19 protein-coding genes are annotated in these 19,854 nt (G+C 53.5%); 12 read left to right on the top strand and 7 right to left on the bottom strand.

Translation table 11 applies throughout. The features are described from left to right. Positions 1–99 precede the first annotated feature (99 nt). On the top strand, positions 100–2,040 hold the full coding sequence (gene acs, locus E3E29_RS09325; protein WP_167910707.1) for an acetate--CoA ligase: 1,941 nt from the start codon (positions 100–102) through the stop codon (positions 2,038–2,040). Here the strand turns inward: acs and hypE are convergent. From hypE to E3E29_RS09290, 7 genes are all read right to left on the bottom strand, one after another. Continuing rightward, complete coding sequence (hypE, locus tag E3E29_RS09320; RefSeq protein ID WP_167910706.1) at positions 2,037–3,053, bottom strand: hydrogenase expression/formation protein HypE; 1,017 nt, start codon at positions 3,051–3,053, stop codon at positions 2,037–2,039. The two genes, acs and hypE, sit on opposite strands and share 4 nt — an antisense overlap. Position 3,054: 1 nt before the next feature. After that, positions 3,055–3,447, bottom strand: coding sequence for a HEPN domain-containing protein (locus E3E29_RS09315; RefSeq protein WP_167910705.1), 393 nt, complete (start codon positions 3,445–3,447; stop codon positions 3,055–3,057). Then, positions 3,444–3,770 (bottom strand): nucleotidyltransferase domain-containing protein, encoded by a 327-nt coding sequence (locus E3E29_RS09310; RefSeq protein WP_167910704.1) that lies wholly within the window; start codon positions 3,768–3,770, stop codon positions 3,444–3,446. Before E3E29_RS09310 ends, E3E29_RS09315 begins: the two co-directional genes overlap by 4 nt. 47 nt (positions 3,771–3,817) lie before the next feature. Further along, on the bottom strand, positions 3,818–6,136 hold the full coding sequence (hypF, locus tag E3E29_RS09305) for a carbamoyltransferase HypF (RefSeq protein ID WP_167910787.1): 2,319 nt from the start codon (positions 6,134–6,136) through the stop codon (positions 3,818–3,820). A gap of 91 nt (positions 6,137–6,227) precedes the next feature. Further along, complete coding sequence (gene hypD / locus E3E29_RS09300; protein WP_167910703.1) at positions 6,228–7,355, bottom strand: hydrogenase formation protein HypD; 1,128 nt, start codon at positions 7,353–7,355, stop codon at positions 6,228–6,230. Further along, on the bottom strand, positions 7,352–7,618 hold the full coding sequence (locus tag E3E29_RS09295; RefSeq protein WP_167910786.1) for a HypC/HybG/HupF family hydrogenase formation chaperone: 267 nt from the start codon (positions 7,616–7,618) through the stop codon (positions 7,352–7,354). The genes hypD and E3E29_RS09295 overlap by 4 nt, the downstream gene beginning before the upstream one ends. A gap of 44 nt (positions 7,619–7,662) precedes the next feature. Then, a complete protein-coding gene (locus E3E29_RS09290) occupies positions 7,663–7,917 on the bottom strand; it encodes a HypC/HybG/HupF family hydrogenase formation chaperone (RefSeq protein WP_167910785.1) in 255 nt (84 codons plus the stop codon). Positions 7,918–7,977: 60 nt separating this feature from the next. Here E3E29_RS09290 and E3E29_RS09285 point away from each other — a divergent pair, with 60 nt between their 5' ends. The 11 genes from E3E29_RS09285 (at position 7,978) to E3E29_RS09235 (ending at position 19,832) form a co-directional block, all read left to right on the top strand. Then, positions 7,978–8,325, top strand: coding sequence for a DUF302 domain-containing protein (locus tag E3E29_RS09285; protein WP_240922839.1), 348 nt, complete (start codon positions 7,978–7,980; stop codon positions 8,323–8,325). A gap of 188 nt (positions 8,326–8,513) precedes the next feature. Continuing rightward, on the top strand, positions 8,514–9,107 hold the full coding sequence (locus E3E29_RS09280) for a TetR/AcrR family transcriptional regulator (RefSeq protein WP_167910702.1): 594 nt from the start codon (positions 8,514–8,516) through the stop codon (positions 9,105–9,107). A 131-nt stretch (positions 9,108–9,238) separates the two neighbouring features. Continuing rightward, on the top strand, positions 9,239–11,299 hold the full coding sequence (locus E3E29_RS09275; protein ID WP_167910784.1) for a molybdopterin oxidoreductase family protein: 2,061 nt from the start codon (positions 9,239–9,241) through the stop codon (positions 11,297–11,299). Positions 11,300–11,309: 10 nt separating this feature from the next. Beyond that, complete coding sequence (locus E3E29_RS09270) at positions 11,310–11,807, top strand: 4Fe-4S dicluster domain-containing protein (protein WP_167910701.1); 498 nt, start codon at positions 11,310–11,312, stop codon at positions 11,805–11,807. A gap of 52 nt (positions 11,808–11,859) precedes the next feature. Beyond that, complete coding sequence (locus E3E29_RS09265; protein WP_167910700.1) at positions 11,860–13,272, top strand: proton-conducting transporter membrane subunit; 1,413 nt, start codon at positions 11,860–11,862, stop codon at positions 13,270–13,272. Positions 13,273–13,283: 11 nt separating this feature from the next. Continuing rightward, positions 13,284–15,308 (top strand): proton-conducting transporter membrane subunit, encoded by a 2,025-nt coding sequence (locus tag E3E29_RS09260; protein ID WP_167910699.1) that lies wholly within the window; start codon positions 13,284–13,286, stop codon positions 15,306–15,308. Between the two features lie 10 nt (positions 15,309–15,318). Further along, entirely contained in the window at positions 15,319–16,239 is a 921-nt protein-coding gene (locus E3E29_RS09255; protein WP_167910783.1) for a respiratory chain complex I subunit 1 family protein, read from the top strand. Positions 16,240–16,241: 2 nt separating this feature from the next. After that, entirely contained in the window at positions 16,242–18,041 is a 1,800-nt protein-coding gene (locus E3E29_RS09250; RefSeq protein WP_167910698.1) for a hydrogenase large subunit, read from the top strand. Then, complete coding sequence (locus tag E3E29_RS09245) at positions 18,042–18,674, top strand: 4Fe-4S dicluster domain-containing protein (RefSeq protein WP_167910697.1); 633 nt, start codon at positions 18,042–18,044, stop codon at positions 18,672–18,674. Further along, positions 18,674–19,513, top strand: coding sequence for an NADH-quinone oxidoreductase subunit B family protein (locus tag E3E29_RS09240; RefSeq protein WP_167910696.1), 840 nt, complete (start codon positions 18,674–18,676; stop codon positions 19,511–19,513). Before E3E29_RS09245 ends, E3E29_RS09240 begins: the two co-directional genes overlap by 1 nt. Next, the gene (locus E3E29_RS09235; RefSeq protein ID WP_167910695.1) at positions 19,506–19,832 is read left to right on the top strand and encodes a hypothetical protein; all 327 of its coding nucleotides are present in this window, start codon (positions 19,506–19,508) and stop codon (positions 19,830–19,832) included. The genes E3E29_RS09240 and E3E29_RS09235 overlap by 8 nt, the downstream gene beginning before the upstream one ends. Positions 19,833–19,854: the final 22 nt, after the last annotated feature.

The following is a 19,854-nucleotide window of genomic DNA, read 5'->3' as shown; positions in this document are numbered from 1 at the left end:
CAGTCCTAACTCTTTTCCGTTTTTCGTCGATTATCATTTTGACGAATGCCGAAAGAAATTTAAGGAAACCTAACTCTTAACCTGGGGAGGTGATAACCCGTGCAGGTAGGAGAAGGGTTTCTAGAGGAGAAGTACATCCCACTGCAGTCCTTCAGGGAGGAGCACAGGAGGTCCATTGAGAACCTCGAGGAGTTCTGGGGGGAACAGGCGAAAATTCTCGACTGGTTCAAGACGTGGGAGAAAGTCCTTGACGACTCGAAGGCTCCTCTCTTCCGCTGGTTCGTTGGAGGCCAGCTCAACGCCAGCTACAACGCCCTCGACAGGCACATCAAGGCGGGAAAGAGGAACAGGGCGGCAATAATCTGGGAGAGCGAAAAGGGAGAAACGAGGACACTCACGTACTACGAGCTCTACCGCGAGGTGAACCGCTTTGCATCAGTCCTCAAGAACCTAAGCGTTGAGAAGGGCGATAGGGTAGTCATCTACATGCCCCTCGTTCCTGAAGTTGTAATAGCGATGCTGGCCAGCGCGAGGATTGGAGCAATCCACAGCGTTGTGTTCTCTGGCTTCTCGGCTGAAGCGTTGGCTACTAGAATAAATGACGCAAAGGCCAAGGTTGTCATAACCGCCGACTACCTCTACAGGCGTGGAAAGACCCTAAACCTCAAGGAGATAGTTGACAAGGCCCTCCTTGAAACCCCGAGCGTCGAGAGCGTTGTGGTGCTCAAGCGCTCTGAAAACGATGTCAACATGGTTGAGGAAAGGGACTACTACTGGCAGAACCTCCTTGAGGGGGCCGAGAGGTACGTTGAACCAGTCCCGGTCGAGAGCAACCACCCGCTCTTCATCCTTTACACGAGCGGAACGACCGGAACGCCGAAGGGTATCGTCCACTCCACAGGCGGCTATCTCGTCTATGTTGCCAAGACGATGCAGTGGGCGTGGGGAATAACCGAGAGCGACCTCTTCTGGAATACTGCAGATGTAGGCTGGATCACCGGCCACAGCTACCTCGTCTACGGCCCGCTTACCCTCGGATTAACCGTTATGATGTACGAGGGGGCTCTGAACTACCCCAAGCCCGATAAACCTTGGGAACTGATAGAGAAGCACGGAGTCACGATATTCTACACGGCTCCGACGGCGATAAGGATGCTCATGCGCTACGGAGACGAGTGGGTGAAAAAGCACGACCTCTCTTCCCTCCGCCTGCTCGGTTCAGTCGGTGAGCCGATCAACCCCGGTGCTTGGAAGTGGTACTACGAGATCGTCGGCGGAAGACGCTGCCCGATAATAGACACATGGTGGCAGACCGAGACGGGCGGCTACATGATATACACATCTGCCGGAATACAGCTTCCACCGCTCAAGCCCGGTTCAGCCACCTTCCCCGGCCTCGGCGTTGATGCAGATGTTTTCACGTCGGAAGGCGAACCAGCGAAGCCAGGTGAGAGGGGCTACCTCGTCACTAAGAAGCCCTGGCCGGGAATGCTCCTCGGCATCTGGGGCAACGACGAGCGCTACATAAGAACCTACTGGAAGCGCTTCAGCAAGCCGGAAGAGGGAGTCTGGGTATACTATCCGGCCGACTATGCAATGAAGGACGGGGACGGCTATTTCTGGATATTCGGCAGGGCCGACGAGGTTCTCAACGTCTCTGGCCACAGGATCGGAACTGCCGAGATAGAGCACGCCCTCGTTCTTCACCCAGCTGTTGCGGAAGCGGCTGCAATAGGAAGGCCCGACGAGATAAAGGGTGAGGTTCCGGTGGCCTTCGTCATACTAAAGGAAGGCTACGCCCCAACTGAGGGGCTGAAGAAGGAGCTCATAAACTATGTCAGAGAAGTGCTCGGCCCGATAGCGGCTCCGGCGGAGGTCTTTTTCGTCAACAAACTGCCCAAGACTAGGAGCGGAAAGATAATGCGCAGGGTTCTAAAAGCCCTCGCAACCGGAAAGGGTCTCGGGGATCTCTCAACGCTCGAAGACGAGGCCAGCGTGGAAGAAGTGAAGAAAGCCCTGGAAGGCTTCGAGATGCACTAACAGATCCTTGGAACGGGGTCTCCTTCGGGAGGTTCCATGAACCTCTTTCCACCTATCCCTGTCTCAAGAAGAACTTTGCCGCGGTAGTCCTCTATGACCTCACCGATTATCGCGGCGTTCTTACCTTTCTCCGTTTTTCTCATAGCTTCAAGGGCATCCTCTGCGTAGTCCCTTGCGACAACCATGACAACTTTGCCCTCGTTGGCGACATCGTAGGGGCTTATCCCGAGCATCTCGCTGGCAGCTCTCACCTCGGGCCTTATCGGAATATCTGCTTCCCTCACGAGGATTCCAACGTTGCTCTTGCTTGCTATCTCGTTGAGCGCATTGCTCAAGCCGGCTCTCGTAGGGTCTTTCATCGCGTGAACCTTCTCCCAGCCGATTGCATCGGCAACCGCTTTGATAACGTCCCATATCGGTGCGACGTCGCTCTTGAGCCCGGTCTCGAAGGCTATACCTTCCCTGTGGCTCATCAGGGCTATGCCGTGGTCTCCTATCGTCCCGCTGACCAAAACAACGTCCCCGATCTTTGCCCCTGCATCGCTTACCGGGTGTTCGGCTATCCCTATTCCGGCCGTTATCACGAACATCTCTATCTTATCTTCAACGACCTTAGTGTCGCCCGTGACTATCGGGACAGGGACTTCCCTTGCCGTCTCGTCCATCGACTTGAGAACCCTCTTTAGAATTTCCATGTCGAGGCCCTCGCCGATTATCATCGAGTTCGCCAGCGCTACTGGCTTCGCACCCATAACGGCCAGATCGTTTACCGTCCCGCTGACCGCTAGGCGACCAATGTCCCCTCCGGGGAAGAAGAGAGGCTTTACCGTGTGCCCGTCTATCGTGAAGACGATGTGCTTGTCCCCGAAGGGTATTGTGGCTCCGTCGTCGAGTGCATCAAGCCCTATGCCTCCAGCGGATTTCAGGGTTAGGGTCTTGAGGACGACGTCCCTTAGGAAGTCTTCCATTATCTCTCCACCGGCTCCGTGTTCGAGCTTTATCTTTTCGTCCATTTCAATCCCCCAGCAGACCTTTTTCCTTCAGGTATGAGCGCGTAAAGTCTAAAAACTCCTTGGCCCTTTCGATTTGAACTCTGGCGTCTTCCTCTGACAGGTTATTCTTAAAGGAATAATCTGCCACCTGTCTAAGCTGGAAGGCCAGCCTCAGATAGGTAAAGAACCTATGAGGAACCTCCTCAGTTTTCACAAACTCTCTTCCAAGGAGTGCTATGACGGCAGAGTGTTTCGAAACCGAGATGTCTTTTGTTAACAGGAGTGTCTCTGCGCAGTAGAACATCGTGTAATACGCCCTGGAAAGGGCGAATTCATAGGCCCCTGTTTTTAGAAGAGCCTTAGCGGCCTCCAGACTTTTCTCGGCCTTGCGTATTATGGGTTGATAATCGATCATACCTTTATGCCCTCCCGCATCACGTTAAGGATTAGTGGATCCGAGCTCATGGCCGGTTTCTCGACATAGGGTATTAGTGATATCACAACTCCTTTTTCGATGGCATATTCATTGGTCGCCTCTGCCATCCTGTCAAGCTCCTCGAGCGTTGGCCACTGCTTCACGACAACCAGCACGTCGACGTCGCTCCACTCTTCAGCTTCCCCCCTCGCGTAGGAGCCGAAGAGGATGACCTCAACTAAGTTATCTCCAAGGATTTCCTGGAGCTTTGCCTTTACCTCTTTGAGTATTTCCTCAAGCTCACCCTTTTGAAGTATCGGCATTCGCGCTCTCCCCGAAACCTCTAAGTCATTATCTCTTATATCCTTTCTCACAGCATTAAGTCCTCCTTCGTCAGATAGCCTTCGAGGTAGAGGCCTCCAAGGAATGCCTGGCCGACGTTTACTCCGTTGTCGCCCCTCGGTACTTCTGTTGTGACGTGGAAGTTTAGCCCGTTCGCCTCCACGACCTTCCTTACCGTCTTGGTTATGAGCTCGTTGTATGCAACTCCGCCGCTCAGGGCAACGTTCTTCACGCCGAACTCTCTGGCTTTCTCTACCGCCGTTTGAGCGAAGGCCCTCGCGAGAGCTAAGTGGACTGAGTAAGCTATGTCCGCTGGTGATGCCCCCTCAATTGCCTCAAGGATCTGCTCGAACAGACTCTCAACCTTAATCAGCTCTCCTTCGGCCGGAACCTCGAACTTCAGATCGTTCTTGCCCTTGCAGGCGAAGCTCTCAAGCTTCATGGCTGGCTCTCCTTCGTAGTGCCTCCTGTAGGCGACGTTGAGGAGAACCGCTATTGCGTCGAGAACCCTTCCCGTCGATGAGGCGTAGGCGGTGTTTATACCCTTGGCGAGCTGGTTTAGAACCACGTTGAACTCGACCCTCCCGTACTTGAGGCTCTCAATGGCCTTTGGACAGCAGTGGGCTATGACTCCTTCAAGCTCGTTAATCGAATAGACCTTGCTCAGTATTCCCATCAACACCCTCAGTGGATAGTAGCTCGCCAGATCCCCGCCGGGGAGCGGATAGTAGTCGATGTGGGCCAGCCTCTCAACGTCCTCGTACCCCAGATAAAGGACTTCGCCGCCCCAGGTGTTCCCATCGGTCCCGTAGCCAACGCCGTCGAGCGCTATCCCTATCGCTGAATCCAGGTTTTTCTCTGCCATGACGCTCGCTATGTGGGCGTAGTGGTGCTGAACCTGTAGGAGCTCGATGTTCAGCTCGTTCGCTATTTCCATGGCCAGCTTCGTTGTGTTGTATATCGGGTGAAGATCGGCTATTATGAGATCGAGGTTCTTAACCCTCAGAATCTTCTGGAAGTGGGCTATCGCCTCCCTCATGAACTCGAGGACTTCGACCTTTCCGGTGTTGCCTATGTACTGGCTCGAGTAGACCTTTCTGTTCTTTGCCACGCCGAAGGCATTCATGAGTTCCGCCCCAACTGCCAGGCCGTTGTACTCGAAGGGTATCTCTATCGGAAGGGGCACGAAGCCGCGCGAGCGCCTTATAACTGCCCTCTTCCCGTCAACGAACCTTATCACGCTGTCGTCGGCCCTGTTCAGAATCTTCCTGTTGTGGAGGAGGAAGTAGTCTGCCATATCTTTAAGTTCATCAAGGGCCTTCTCGTTGTCCTTAACCATCGGCATTCCGGGGTAGTTGGCCGAGGTCATCACATAAACCGGCGTCTTGCTCCAGTGGAAGAGGATGTAGTGGGTTCCAGCGTAGGGAAGCATGACTCCGATTGTGTGGAGGCCGGGTGCAAGGTTCTCGGGGAGCGGGAAGGGCTCTCTCTTGCGGAGCGTTATTATTGGACGCCTGTAGGAGGTCAGCTCCTCTTCTTCCTCCGGGCTCACATAGGCGAAGCTCTTTATGGTCTCAATGTCTTTGGCCATTATAGCGAAGGGCTTCTGTGGTCTGAAGGTTCTCCTTCTAAGCTCGGCCACGACGTCCTCCCTTGTGGCGTCACATGCTAAATGTATTCCACCTATCCCCTTAATGGCCACGATGTAGCCCTTGTCTATGAGTTCAGCCGCTTTCCTGAGCGGGTCTCCGTGTATCTCCTGTCCATTGCTGGTGTAGAGCCTGTAAGAGGGTCCGCAGACGGGGCAGGCTATTGGCTCGGCGTGGTAGCGCCTGTTGAGCGGATCCTCGTACTCGCTCCGGCAGAAGTCGCACATGGGAAATTCTTTCATCGTGGTGTTCTCGCGGTCGTATGGGAGGTCTTCAATTATTGTGAACCTCGGCCCGCAGTTTGTACAGACGATGAAGGGGTACATGTAGCGCTTGTTGGTTGGGTCAAAGAGCTCCCTGAGGCAGTCATCGCAGATCGCTATGTCCGGCGGAATTATTGAGTCCCCGCCCTTTCCGCCCTTGGAGCTTTTCTCGATGTAAAAGCGGTCGAATCCCTGCGGTGGGATCTCCTTCTTCTCAATCCTGTCAATCCTTGCCAGAGGTGGTTTTTTCTTATATAACTCATGGAGAAAAGCCTCGATGTCCCCTTCCCTGCCCTCAACGACTATCTCAACGCCCGCATCGCCGAGGTTTTTGACGTAGCCCCCCAGGTTGTGCTCGTGGGCTATCCGATAGACGAACGGCCGAAACCCTACCGCCTGAACGATTCCCTGAACGTGAATGTGATATGCCTTCATTCCTCCCACCGTTTCTCTCAGTCCCTCTAAATCTTTATACCTTTCCAAAACCAAAAGTTGAAAACGATAGGGGAGTTTCCAACCTCTGGTGTCAATACAGCACGCCGTACCTGTAGAACACGTTGCAGCTTCCCTCGTAGGACACCATGCAGGGCCCTATTGGATGCCTCGGCGTGCAGTCTTTTCCGAAGTGCGGGCAGTCCGTTGGCATTGCCAGGCCCCTCAGCACGGCGGCACAGAGGCATCCCTTCTCAAGCTCTGGAAGCCCCTTGGGAACTTCAACCTTGTAGAAGTTCCTTATCTCGAACTCCTTCCACTCGTTTCTGACCTTAAGGCCGGTCTTCGGGAAGATTCCCAAAGCCCTCCACTTGGCATCGACGACCTTGAGGTACTTATCAATGAGCTTCTGGGCATGGACGTTACCCTCGTATTTAACGGACCTCTTGTACTCGTTCACGACCCTCGCGTCGCCTTCTTTGTACATCCTTATGAGAAGGAGAACCGCCATGAGAACATCGTTCGGCTCAAAACCCGCAACGACCTGCGGGGTTCCATAGCGCTCGCTTAGGAACTCCCAGCCCTTCACGCCGATTATCGTTGAGACGTGGCCGGCATCTATGAGGGCATCTATCCTGCTCTTCTGCTTTATGAGGACTTCTATCCCCTGAGGGGTTAAGCGGTGAACGGAGTAAATTTTGAAGTTCTCAAGTTTCTCCTGGGCCACAGCGTTGAGCATTCCAGCGGTGGGAGCGGTGGTGGTCTCAAAGCCCGGGGAGAAGTGGACGACCGTCTTGTCCGGGTTCTCCTTGGCTATCCTGTACGTGTCATAGATACCGTAGACGATCCTGACGTCAAAGCCCTCGCTCTTTAAGTCGGCAAAGCTCCCCATCGGCGTTGGGATTTTGTACATGTCCCCAAAGGTCGTCAGGATTATCTCCTCGCCCTCTTCCTTTGCTTTCCTCATTATGCGTTGCATCGCTATGATATCCTCGATGGGTGTTATGCAGACTGGACAGCCAGGCCCGCTGACGACCTTAACGTTCTTTGGGAGAAGAGAACGGATCCCGTATCTCGTTATCGTGTCCTCGTGGCTTCCACAAACGTGCATTATCCTGATTTCACCGTCGAGGGTCTTTGCTTCTTCTTTGATCTTCTCGACTAACTTCTGGGCTATCGCCCTATCCCTGTAAGGGGCAATTACCCTCTCAACGTCCTTCATGTTCGATCACCCGGATAGTAGTAGCCGCCCATGGCGTCGGGCTCTACCTCGAAGACCTCATCCCACGCGTTTAGGATTTCCCTGGCGGTTTTTTCGTCGACTTTCTCTATTATGAAGCCCGTATGAACAAGCACGTATTCGCCGGGCTTCACATCTGGCATCAGGTCTATCCTCACCTCCCTCTCAACTCCGCCGAAGTCAACCCAGGCGGTTCCTTTTGAGGGGTCAACTTCAAGCACCTTCGCTACGGTTGCGAGACACATCTTTCTCACCTTCCAAAACTTTGAAAGAAGTTTATTCAGCCTTTCTAAAACTTAAAGTTTGAAACCGTGAAAGTAAGCTCAATGCTGGACGAGTGGTGATAGGAACACCTCGCCAGCGTCTCTTCAGCCTCTTCCTTGCTGACCTTTTCGAGGACTATGCCGTAGTACATCTTTACGTAATCCCCCGGCTTCACGTCTTTTATGAACTCCAAGCTGGCCTCCTTCAGCTGTCCTTCAACGTCCACTATTGCTTTCCCGTTTCTTATCTCAACAACCCTTCCAGCCAGCATCAGGGCCATGGTTATCAACCAATGGTTGAAGAAAATTATTTATATTCCTTTCCCTGACCAGTCAGTCAGATGGGGTCCATGGAGGACATGATGAAGCAGATGGTAAGAGGGGTTACGAGCAAGTACCCCTTCAAGGAGACAATTGAGAGGCTAAAGAGGAAGACAGAAGAGCTAAACTGGACCGTGGTCGGAGAATACAACTATATCGAAAAAGTTGGAGTAAAATTCGCAGTCCTTGAAGTCTGTAACAAGGATTTCGCGACAAAAGCAGTAAGCAAACCCGAAAACCGCTGGATTTCAGCGATGATGCCTTGTAAGTTCTCAATCATTGAGATGCCCGATGGTATATACGTCTTCGGGATGAACATGGGACTCTTTGCCCAGATGATCTCTGGGGAGCTTGGGGGAACTGCTTAAAGAAGTGACAGAGATAGATGAGGGGATATAATGTCAGCTACTCTCTAATCAAACTCTATCTTGAACTTTCTTGCCCCTTTTCTCATAGTTTTCAAACTGCAATTTTGATTCTATCCTCCCAACAAAAAGTTTAAATGTTAGGGTACACACAAATGTTCAGTATGACCGGATAGTCAGAGGTGCGGGCAGTGGCCACAAAGTCTCCGGGAAAGACGAGGGAAAAGATAGTCTCCACGGCGATGGAGCTGTTTGCAGAAAAGGGCTTCGACAGGACGACGGTGGACGAGATAGTGGCCAGGGCAGGCGTTGCCAAGGGGACGTTCTACCTCTACTTCAGGAGCAAGGACGACCTGATAAAGGAGCTTGCCTTCGGGGTAATGCCCATCATGGCCATGCCCTCCCTCAACGACCCGTACATAACTGTTTCTTATCCCACGCTCGGTGACTATCTCCTCCAGCTTGGAAGGGAGTTTCTTGAGTTCTATTCAGAGGAGTATCGAGCCGAGATTCTTTTCCACATGCTCTCCATAAGAACCCACTATAATTCCATCAACGAGATCTACAAACAGTCCTGCTCCGAGCTTTTGAGGGAAGGGGCAAGAAGAATAACTGCTTATGTTAAAGTAGGCTACGAGGATGCACTAATAGCATTTCAGATGTTTCTCGGTTCTCTAATGCACTATCTCTATGCTAGGGAGTATTTGAAGGTCTCAGAGGGTCATTACCTTAGGAAAGTTGTTGAGGCAGTTCTCAATCACCTGAGGCTCTCCGTTAGTGTTTAATTTAAGTTGTTGACACTTTGGAATAGGTTAGCCTTTCTGTTTACCAAGTTCGCCGTCGATTTCAGAAAACTATTTAAGGTTCTAATGCGCAATCCAAATGACTGGTCAGTCATATAATGGTGGTGATAGCTATGGCAGAGAAGTTAGTGCCTGTTGTGTGCCCGTGGTGTTCAGTGGGGTGCAGGTTCTACGCGGTCAGCGTGAACGGCTACATCAGGAGGATTGAGTTCGACTACGACCACCCAACGATCCCAAACAGAGGAAAGCTCTGTCCGAAGGGAGTTGCCTCATACCAGTTCATCAACAGCCCGAAGAGACTCAAGAAGCCGCTCAGACGCGTTGGGGAGAAGGGTGAAGGAGAGTTCGAGGAGATAAGCTGGGAGGAAGCCTACAGAATAATTGCAGAGAAGATCAGGGAGATAAAAGATACCTATGGACCGGAGGCGATAGCCTTCCTCGGGAGCGAGAAGATAACCCTTGAGGAGAACTACCTCGTTCACAAGTTCTCAAAGGCAATTGGAACCAACAACCTCGACTTCCCCGGAAGGTACTGTCAGTACTCGAACAGCCCCGCCAGGACGAAGGTCTTTGGAAGTGGTGCTGCTACCAACCCATTCGAGGACGTTTCCAGGGCCGAGCTGATAGTGGTCTGGGGCCACAACCCGGCCGAGACCGCCCCAGTATTCTTCGGACAGTACGTTGAGAAGGCCATCCTTGACAACGGTGCTGAAATGATAGTGGTTGACCCGCGCTCAACCAGGGGTCACAAGTACGCCTCACTCCACCTCAAGCCCTACCCTGGAACTGACCTCGCAGTTGCCCTCGCTATGCTCAACGTCGTCATAACCGAGGAGCTCTATGACAGTGAGTTTGTCCAGGAGAGGACCGCTGGCTTTGAGAAGCTCAAGGAAGCTGTGAAGGACTACACTCCAGAATGGGCCGAGAAGATAAGCGGCGTCCCGGCCGAGGACATAAGGAAGGCCGCCAAGATGATAGCAACCAAGAGGGCTGCTTTCCTCGTGAACGAGGGAATGAACCAGCACGTTAACGGGTTCAACACTGCACTTGCGATAGCCGACCTCATCGCGATAACCGGGAACATCGGTAAGGACGGTGTCTGGAGCGGCGTCTTCCCCGGAGCACAGTGTGGGTTCTGTGCCTCTATGACCGGCATTGCACCCAACAATCTCCCGACTGGGAGGCCCGTTACCGACGCGGCCGCCAGGGCTGAACTCGAAAGGCTCTGGGGCTTTAAGACACCCGACTGGGTCGGCCTCGACCTCACCAACATGATCCGTGAGATGGGTAAGAAGATACGCATGATGTACATCGCAGGAGGAAACATCGCCAAGTCGGCTCCAAACAGCGCCTGGGTTAGAGAGCAGCTGAAAAAGCTCGACTTCCTCGTTGTCCAGGACATCTTCCCCACAGATACTATCAAGTATGCCGACATAGTCCTTCCAGCCGCAGCGTGGTTCGAGAAGACCGGAACGGCCATCTCCGCCGAGAGGAGGGTACAGAGGACTTACAAAGCCGCCGAAGCACCTGGGGAGGCCAAGCCTGACTGGCTCATCATAGTTGAGCTCGCCAAGGAACTCGGCCTCGGCGAGTACTTCAAGTACTCCCACCCGGATGAGATCCTGAGGGAAATAAACAGCGTCATACCGGTCTTCAAGGGCGCAACTCCTGAGTACCTCGCCGAGCACCCAGAAGGATGCTTCTTCCCGTGCACTGAACCAGGAGAGGGGACTAAGATACTCTTCAAGAGCGGCTTTAAGACGCCAGACGGAAAGGCTCAGCTCCAGCCCGTCGAGTGGATGGAGCCACCTGAGATGCCCGACGAGGAGTACCCGTTCTGGCTCACCAACTTCAGGCTCGTCGGCCACTGGCACACCCTAAGCATGAGCGAGGAGAGCCCGAGCCTCCAGAAGCGCTGGCCGGAAGAGTTCGTCATGATAAACCAGAAGGACGCTAGAGAGCTTGGAATCAAGACGGGCGATCTCGTCAAAGTCGAGACCAGGCGCGGAAGCATTCTAGTGAGGGCGGAGGTCACTGAGCAAGTCAGGGAAGGCGTGATAGCACTTCCGTGGCACTGGCAGGCTAACTTCCTCACGCTGGACGAGATACACCCGATGACGAAGATGGCCGAGCTGAAGGCAGTTGCGGCCAGGGTGAAGAAGGTGGAGGAGTGAGGTGGTTAGAATGGCCCATAAGAAGATCTTCCTAGATTATAACCGCTGCATTGGCTGTAAGGCCTGTGAAGTGGCCTGTGAAATGACCCACGGTGAGGCCAGGATAAAGGTCTTTGAGTTCCCGGACCTCTTCACAGTTCCCTTCAACTGCCGCCACTGTGAGAAGGCCCCCTGTCTGAACGTCTGTCCAACGGGAGCGCTCTTCAGGGATGAGGACGGTGCGGTTGCTTTTGACCCGCTCAAGTGTATCGGCTGTCTCATGTGTGCCGTTGCCTGTCCGTTCGGCATTCCGAAGCTCGACGAGGAGAACAAGATCATGGACAAGTGCGACCTCTGTGCCGACAGGAGGGCAGAGGGACTCCTTCCAGCGTGCGTTGCAGCCTGCCCAACTGAGGCCCTCAAGTTCGGTGAGATAGACGAGATACTCTGGGAGAGGGAAGGAAAGGTCGTCGCCAACCTCAAGGCAGCAGCCGAGAAAGGGGAGGGCGAGGAGGCCCTTCTCCTCTGACCATTATTTTTGCAGGAAAACCAAAAAGGTTGAAAACAAGGGGTGATGGAAGGTGATAGAACTGTTCCTGGCATCGGCGCTCCTGCCCTTCATCCTCGTGCTTGCCTGGAAGACAGAGGGGAAGTCAGCAGATACATTTGCTTCAACCGTTCTCGGACTCTCATTCCTAATAAACGCGGCCGGCGCCTACGAGTTCTTTACTGGTGATACGAGCAAGGTTTACCATACAGCTTACGTCTCAGCCGGAAACCTCGGCGAGGTCTTTGGCGTAACGGCCGACGTTGCCTCAGTCCTAATGGGGCTCTTCTCGATTCTCATTGCGTTCCTCCTAGCGGTTTATTCGGCCCAGTACTTCAGCCAGAGCAACAGAACCTTCCCAATGGGTCCCGGAAAGGGCAGGTTCTACGGGCTCCTCGGCCTCCTGACCGGTGCAACTATGGTGTTTATCTACTCCACGAACCTCGTCCAGTTCGCAATAGCTCTTGAGATAATGGCAATAGTCATGCTCTACCTCGTGAACTTCTATGAAAACGCCAAGGAAGACGCCCTCAAGGCCTTCCTCGTTCTGAACCTCGGTGTCCTCCTCATCCTCGGGGCCGTTGCAGTCCTCGGCGGCGGCCAGGAGCTTGACAAGATGACCGCGAACAACACCGCCCTACTACTCGTCATGTTCGCGTCCTTCGCCATGAGCTCCCAGCTGCTCTTCTACTCTTGGCTTCCAGATTCAACTGCCTCACCGGTTCCAGCGAGTGCCTACATCCACTCTGCCTCAATAGTCCCGCTCGGAAGTTTCATGCTCTTCAGGGTAATACAGTACATGAAGCCTGACGACTCAACCTTTTGGGTGTTGGGCAGCCTAACAGTTGCACTAATACTCCTGATGATGATATACTACCCACTCCAGCGCGATGCCAAGAAGCTCTTGGCCTACTCCACGATAGCTCAGATTGGGGTTTCATACATAACCCTCGCCTACGCCCTCCTTGGACACACCGTCGGCCTCCAGATAGCACTCTACCAGGTTGTAAACCACGCAGTGGTCAAGGCCCTGGGATTTGCTTCCGTCGGCGGCCTTGCCTACTCCCTTGGGACAACCGACATGAAGCTCGTAAAGGGAATGAGAAAGACAGTCCCCTGGACGAGTATCGCCTGGTTCCTGAGCTTCCTCGGAATGACCGGAGTACTGCCGCTTGGCCTGTTCTTCAGCAAGGCGTTCACAGTCATGGTCACAAGACACGCAAAGGGAATAGCCTCCTGGCTCTTCCCTGGGGTGGTCCTGCTCGATGCAGCAATACTCCTTGTAATTGTTCTGCTATGGTTTAGGGAGAGCTTCTTCGGAGAACCCAACGGTGAAGCGGAGAAGGAGCCAGCACTCATGGTCGCAGTCATGGTGGTTCTAATACTAATAGGAATCGTGGCGCCATGGGTTACTCTGGATATCGTGCAGAAGATAGGGTTCCTGTGAGGTGATGGAAGATGCTGCCACTACTGGAATATGCTCTCTGGGCTTTTATCATAGGTGGCCTAGTTGGCCTTGTCATAGACTACAAGGCCTCAACTAAGGCCTCCAGTTTCATGGCCGCAATAGGCGCACTACTCCTGCTCGGAGAAGTTTACCAAGTTTACACGTCAGGCCCATGGAAGGGAACGGTGCTCGGAATCCCAGTGCACGTGGATGGACTCTCGGCGGTGTTCCTCTTCATAGTGGGCATAGTGAGCTTAGCGTCGGCAATATACTCAATTTCGTACATGGATCACCACGAGAAGAAGGGCAAGGGATGGGTCTATGCCGTAGCCTATAACACGTTCATAGCATCAATGGCCCTCGTGGTAACCGTCAGCAACCTCGAGTACTTCGTTGTATCCTGGGAACTCATGACACTCAGCTCGTTCATCCTGATCTTCTGGAAGGAGGAGAGAAAGGACTTAGATGCAAGCCTCAAGTACTACCTGACGATGCACTTTGCGGATACAATACCCCTGTTCCTGCTACTGGGCCTCGCCTCAGTCCTGACCGGCAGTGTTCATAACCTGAGCTACCCCGCGATACACAACGCCCTGCTGACCGCATCATCCAGTACGAAGTTCCTGTTCTATGCCCTAACACTAAGCGTCTTCATCTCAAAAGCGGGTGTAGTTCCGCTCCACTTCTGGCTACCCGATGCCCACCCAGCAGCGCCAAGCAACGTTTCAGCGCTCCTCAGTGGTATAATGATAAAGACCGCCGTCTACGGCCTCTTAAGATTTGACTGGCAAATGGTAGGCCAGAGCGTGGGACTCGGCTATCTCGTGGCTGTACTCGGTGCGGTGACCCTCACGGTCGGGACACTCTACGCCCTCCGCGAGACCAATGCCAAGAGGCTTTTGGCTTACCATAGCGTTGGTCAGATGGGGTACATATGGTTGGGCATAGGCATCGGAATGGTGTTAATCCCCAAAGGGGGGGCATTGGGGGCGATTGGTGCCCTTGGAATGTTCGCTGGCCTCTTCCACGCCATTAACCATGCAATATTCAAGGGTTCCCTATTCCTTGAGGCAGGGGCTGTCGAATATGCTACGGGCACAGTTGAGCTAAACGAGCTGGGAGGGCTTGGTTCAAGGATGAAGGTAACGGCACTCGCGACGCTGTTCTCTTCAATGGCAATAGCGGGTATTCCCCCGTTCAACGGCTTCATAAGCAAGTGGCTCATCTACGTTGCCGGCTATCAGTCCGGAAACTTTGTCCTGTCCCTTGGAGCTGTCCTAGCTGCCTTGATAAGCGCCGCAACACTTGCTTCCTTTGTTAAGTTCTACGGAGCACAGTTTGGCGGTGAGATGGAGAGATACAAAGAAGTCAAAGAAGTCCCCTCAGTCATGCAACTAGGTGAATGGATACTCGCGGGTTTGACACTATTCATCGGTATCTTCCCCGGATTCGTCGTGGGTTTCCTAAACAAAGGACTCTCCGCGGCAAATGGAGGAACAACAGCTACCGTGACTTCGAACCTTTACAAGATAGGCTTTGGCTCGGTGCTCTTCAGCCCAGTACTCTTCGTGATAGTTGCTGGGGTTCTCGCCTTTGGGTTCTACCTCGCATTCAAGCCAGAGTACGGCAAGGAAGCCAAACCTTGGGACTGCGGTTCGACACAGATTGACGAGGATGAGTACCGGGTGAACGCAGAGGGTATCTACATCAAGTACGAGGAGAAGATAGGGTCGTTCTACCGTTTCAGCGACTGGTTCTATGCGGTTGGAGCAGGGATAATACACTATATCGTCAGGGCATACCTCTGGATGGGCAGCTACTTCACCAAGATCGTTGATACGCCGTACACAAAGGTCGAGCACCTCGATGACCTAAGGGAGCGCGAGATACTCTACATTGACGAGGAGATATTCAGACCGCTCGTCAGGTTCCTTAGAATAGCCAAGGACGTCGTTCCGGGGATAAAACTCGGAACTTTCGTCGTCATAGCACTGATAGTCGTAGGGGCGATAATGGGAATACTGGCGGTGCTGTGAGGTGATAAAAATGGAGTTCGACATAACAAGACTCGTGTTTGCCGCCATTGGAATCCTCATAATATTCATCCTACCGCCATACCTCGATGGTATAGCGAGAAGGGTAAAGGCTAGGCTCCAGTACAGACGCGGGCCACCGCTGGCCCAGACCTGGTACGACCTCATGAAGCTCTTCAACCTTCCATCAGTTAAGCCCACCCAGAGCAGGCTCTTCACATGGGCACCGTATCTAGCCCTCGCATCGGCAATAACTGCCGCCCTGCTCCTGCCCTACGGCAACGTCATTCCAGTGGACATCGGCTTCAACCTAGTTGTGTTCTTCTACGTGGTCCTAATGGTCAGTATATTCCTAATGCTAGCGGGTCTCACCGTCCAGAACGCCTTCAGCCATTTGGGTTCAGGAAGGGAGATGCAGATAATTCTCACCGTTGAACCGCTGATAGGCATCCTCTACGGAGTCATGGCATACAACGCGGGCTCGCTTAACATAGCTGACATCATAGCAAACCTTCACCTAACACCGTCTCTCATACTGACCTACATCCTGCTCGCTTATGCCCTCTACGTCGAGAGCGGCTTCGTACCCTTCGACATAGCCGAGGCAGAGCAGGAGGTCATTGGTGGACCTCTGACGGAGTACAGTGGCAGACTCCTTGGAGTGTTCTACTACGCAATCCACATCAAGCGCTTTACCCTGCTGTGGTTCTTCATCAGCATCCTCGTCATGCCTTGGGTCGGGCCGGTAAACACAACCGTCAAGGCCGCTGAAGTGCTCGCGCTCCAGTTCCTGCTGACGATATCGTTCTACCCGATCATAGCGGCAATAGAGGCGACCAACGCGAGGCTCAGAATAGACCACGTCGTTAAAATGAACACGAGGATGTTCTTCGCAGGAGTTGTAATACTCGCAATGGCTTTCATGGGGTGGTGAATATGGTGACAACGAAGGATTTGGAGGCTAACTTTGGATTTGAATGCAAGGCATGTGAAGACGGCCGCTGTGCCAAGGCCAACGTTGAGAAGATACTCTCCGAGAGGGAGGGCCTCAGAGACTTCTACGAGGCCTTTAAGGACCACATAAAAGAGTGTAAGAGGATGAGCTACGGCCAGTACATGTTCACGATCGACCGCGAAGTCCTCCCAGAGGCTGTGCTTTGGTGGCACAATCACCCGAAGTTCAAGGAGACACACATGTCAACGGCAGTCGGAACCGACGAGAGGCCGCTCAACGGCAAATTCGCCTACAGTCCTTTCCTCAGCGTTCAGGTCGAACCACTCAACATGGACAGGAACTATTGGGTCTTCCTAAAGACCTACATGCCAGCCGATAATCCAAGCTTCCCGAGCGTTGCCGCAAAGCTTCCGGCGGCCCTCTGGATAGAGAGGGAAGTGAGAGACCTCCTCGGATTCAACCCCGTTGGTCATCCCGACCTAAGGAGGCTAATTCTCCCGGAGGACTGGCCAGAGGGGGTTTACCCACTCAGAAAGGACATGGACTACAAGTACTCACCGATGTCAGAGCCGAAGCCTGAGTTCAAGGAGAAACCCGAGGAAACAACACTCGTACCTATGGGCCCCGTCCATGAGGGAATAGAGGAGCCCGCCCACTTCAGGCTCTTCGTCAAGGGGGAGGAGATAGTTGACGTGGACTACCGCGGCTTCTACTCCCACAGGGGAATAGAGAAGACCGGCGAAGGAAGGCTGACCTACAACCAGGTACTCTTCCTCGCTGAGAGGATATGCGGCATCTGCGGCTACCAGCACTCCGTCAGCTACGCCATGGCAGTCGAGAGGCTTGCCGATGTAGACATTCCAGACAGGGCCCGCTACATAAGAACCCTAATGCTTGAACTGGAGAGGATTCACAACCACCTCCTCTGGGTAGGAATTGCTGCCCATATGGTAGGGTTTGATACCGGTTTTATGCACGCTTGGCGCATCCGTGAGCCAGTCATGTGGCTGGTTGAGCGCTTAACGGGCAACAGGAAGCAGTACGGTATGAATATCGTCGGCGGCGTCAGGAGAGACCTCCTCGACTACCGCAAGGAGGACGTTCTTAAGGTCGTCAGGCAGATGCGCGAGGAAACCAAGAAGTTCCTCGATGTGGCCTTGAACACCAACACCTTCATCAAGCGTGCCGAGGGTGTTGGGATACTCCCATACAAGGTTGCCAAGGCATACTCCGTCCTCGGACCGACTGCAAGAGCCAGTGGGAGGAACATCGATGCTAGGCTCGACCAGGCAACTAAGACGGCGACGGCATACAACGAGGTTGACTTCAAGGTTCCGGTTTACAAGGAGGGCGACGTCCTTGCGAGGGTTCTCGTGAGGATGGACGAGCTCTTCGAGAGCTACTGGATCGTTGAGCAGCTCATAGACCAGATGCCAGACGGTGACATAATGACCCCCATCGGAAGCCTGCCGGAGTACGAGGAGGCACTCGGCTTCACTGAGGCCCACAGGGGTGAAGTCGTCCACTACGTCATGACCGGCGAGAAGAACAAGGTCTACCGCTGGAAGGTTAGGGCACCGACCTATAACAACCTGCCAGCTGTGCCAGAGATGCTCAAGGGCTACCACGTGGCCGATGCACCGCTCATCATAGCGAGCATTGACCCGTGCTACTCCTGTACAGAGAGGGTTCAGTTCGTTGACCTTAACACGGGTAAGGTGAAGGTTCTGACCGAGGCCGAGTTCAACGAGCTCTCCATCAAGTACAGGGGGGTGTTCTGAATGGCTGAGAGCGTTCCCTACAGCGAGAGGCTGAAGAAGTGGGATCGCTTCGAGGCAGAAAAGTTCGAGGAGAAGGCCCCAGTTACCACCCCCTATCCTTTTATTGACATAGAGAAACCTCCAGAATTCCGCGGGATTCCGCACATCAACCCTGAAAAGTGCATTGGCTGTGGGGCCTGCGTCAACGCCTGTCCGCCCGATGCCCTCATAATGGAGTGGGACAAGGAGCACGGCGTCAAGAGGCTCACCTACAACGCGGCAAGATGTATCCGCTGCGCCCGCTGCATAGAGGTCTGTCCAACCGGTGCGATGGAGCCAACGACGCGCTTTGAGGTGGCAACCGACAACAAAGAAGACCTAGTCGAGGTCGTCGAGCACAAGTTAGCGTACTGCGAGGAGTGCGGCGAATACCTCGACTTCACAGAGAGGCAGATAGAGTACGTCAGGAACATCCTTCCGAAGGACGTTTTCAACATGTACGCCCTCGAGGACAGGATAAAGCTGACGCAGGAGGAGAAGATGAGGAGAACGGTTGTCAAGCTCAGGGAAACGGAGGGCAACGTCTATCCAGCGTTCATGCTCGTGGAGAAAAAGCCCAAGAAGGCCCCCAATTCGGAAGGGGGTGAGGAGTGATGGGGAAGCAGAAGCTCAAGTCCGTCTGGGTCTATCATGTTGATGCCGGTTCCTGCAACGGCTGTGATATCGAGGTGCTCGACGTCCTGAGTCCTTACTACGACCTTGAGAGGCTGGGTGTTAAAGTTGTTCCCACCCCGAGGCACGCAGATACACTTCTGATAACCGGTCCACTGACGAGACAGACAAGGATAGCGCTCAAGAAGACCTACGAAGCCATGCCACCCAAGCCAAGAATCGTTGTTGCCATTGGAACCTGTGCCTGCAGCGGCGGAATATGGTACGACAGCTACGCCCTATACAACACCTCGCCGCAGAGGGGAAGGGACAGACTTAGGAGTGGCGGACCGGAGATGATAGTGCCGATAGACATGTACATCCCTGGCTGTCCACCCTCGCCGGAGGAGATACTCTATGGTGTTGCCCAACTCCTCGGCATCAAGGAGAAGAAGATGAAAGGGGAATACTGGATAGCCCTCCCACCGGAAGAAGAGCCCACCAAGGAAAACGAGATAAAGTTTGAAATACCAGAGAGACCGATACCACTCCGCTACTGGCTCACTCTGCGCGAGGAGCTCAGGAGGGTCGTCGGCTATTACGATCGTGACGCCGTACTTGAAGACTTTATAAAACTCGTTGAAAGAGCTTACGGTGAATCTCCCGACAACCCTGAGGAGAGACTCCACGATTTGATAACTGGCTACGCCCTAAGAGAGAACGACTCAAGGATAAACGTGGCAATGCGCTTCCTTGAGAACGAGTTCTGGCGCATGGTGAAGGAGTATCGTGAGTGGGGGGAGAGCTTAAGGGAGAAGTACCCCGTAACGGTGGGTGTCTGAATTGCTATGGAAGCTCTACCGCTTCAGGTACGAGGACTACCCGGAGTACTCGGCTAGGATAACGGGCCACTACGGTGGGGACATGCTTATCATAGAGGAAGAGGGAGAACTGGGCGAAGAAGCGGTGAAACTCATAAAGGATGCACTCGGCATCGATGAAAACGCCCGAAAGTTCGATATCGAGGTCAAGGACATCATGAAGATTCCGATGGAAGATTTGCCGGAGGAGGACAGGAAGACCCTCCTCGAAGCGGCGAGCAAGCTCGACTCGGAGAGTAAGCTCCACGTTGAGTACCGCTACCAGCCGAGCTTTGATTAAACTTTATATTTTTCTGCTTTCC

Origin of the sequence: Thermococcus sp. Bubb.Bath (genome assembly GCF_012027595.1) — an archaeon.
In the GTDB taxonomy this organism is placed as follows: domain Archaea; phylum Methanobacteriota_B; class Thermococci; order Thermococcales; family Thermococcaceae; genus Thermococcus.
The sequence above is the reverse complement of the archived record's forward strand: the minus strand, read 5'-3'. Positions and strand labels throughout refer to the sequence as shown.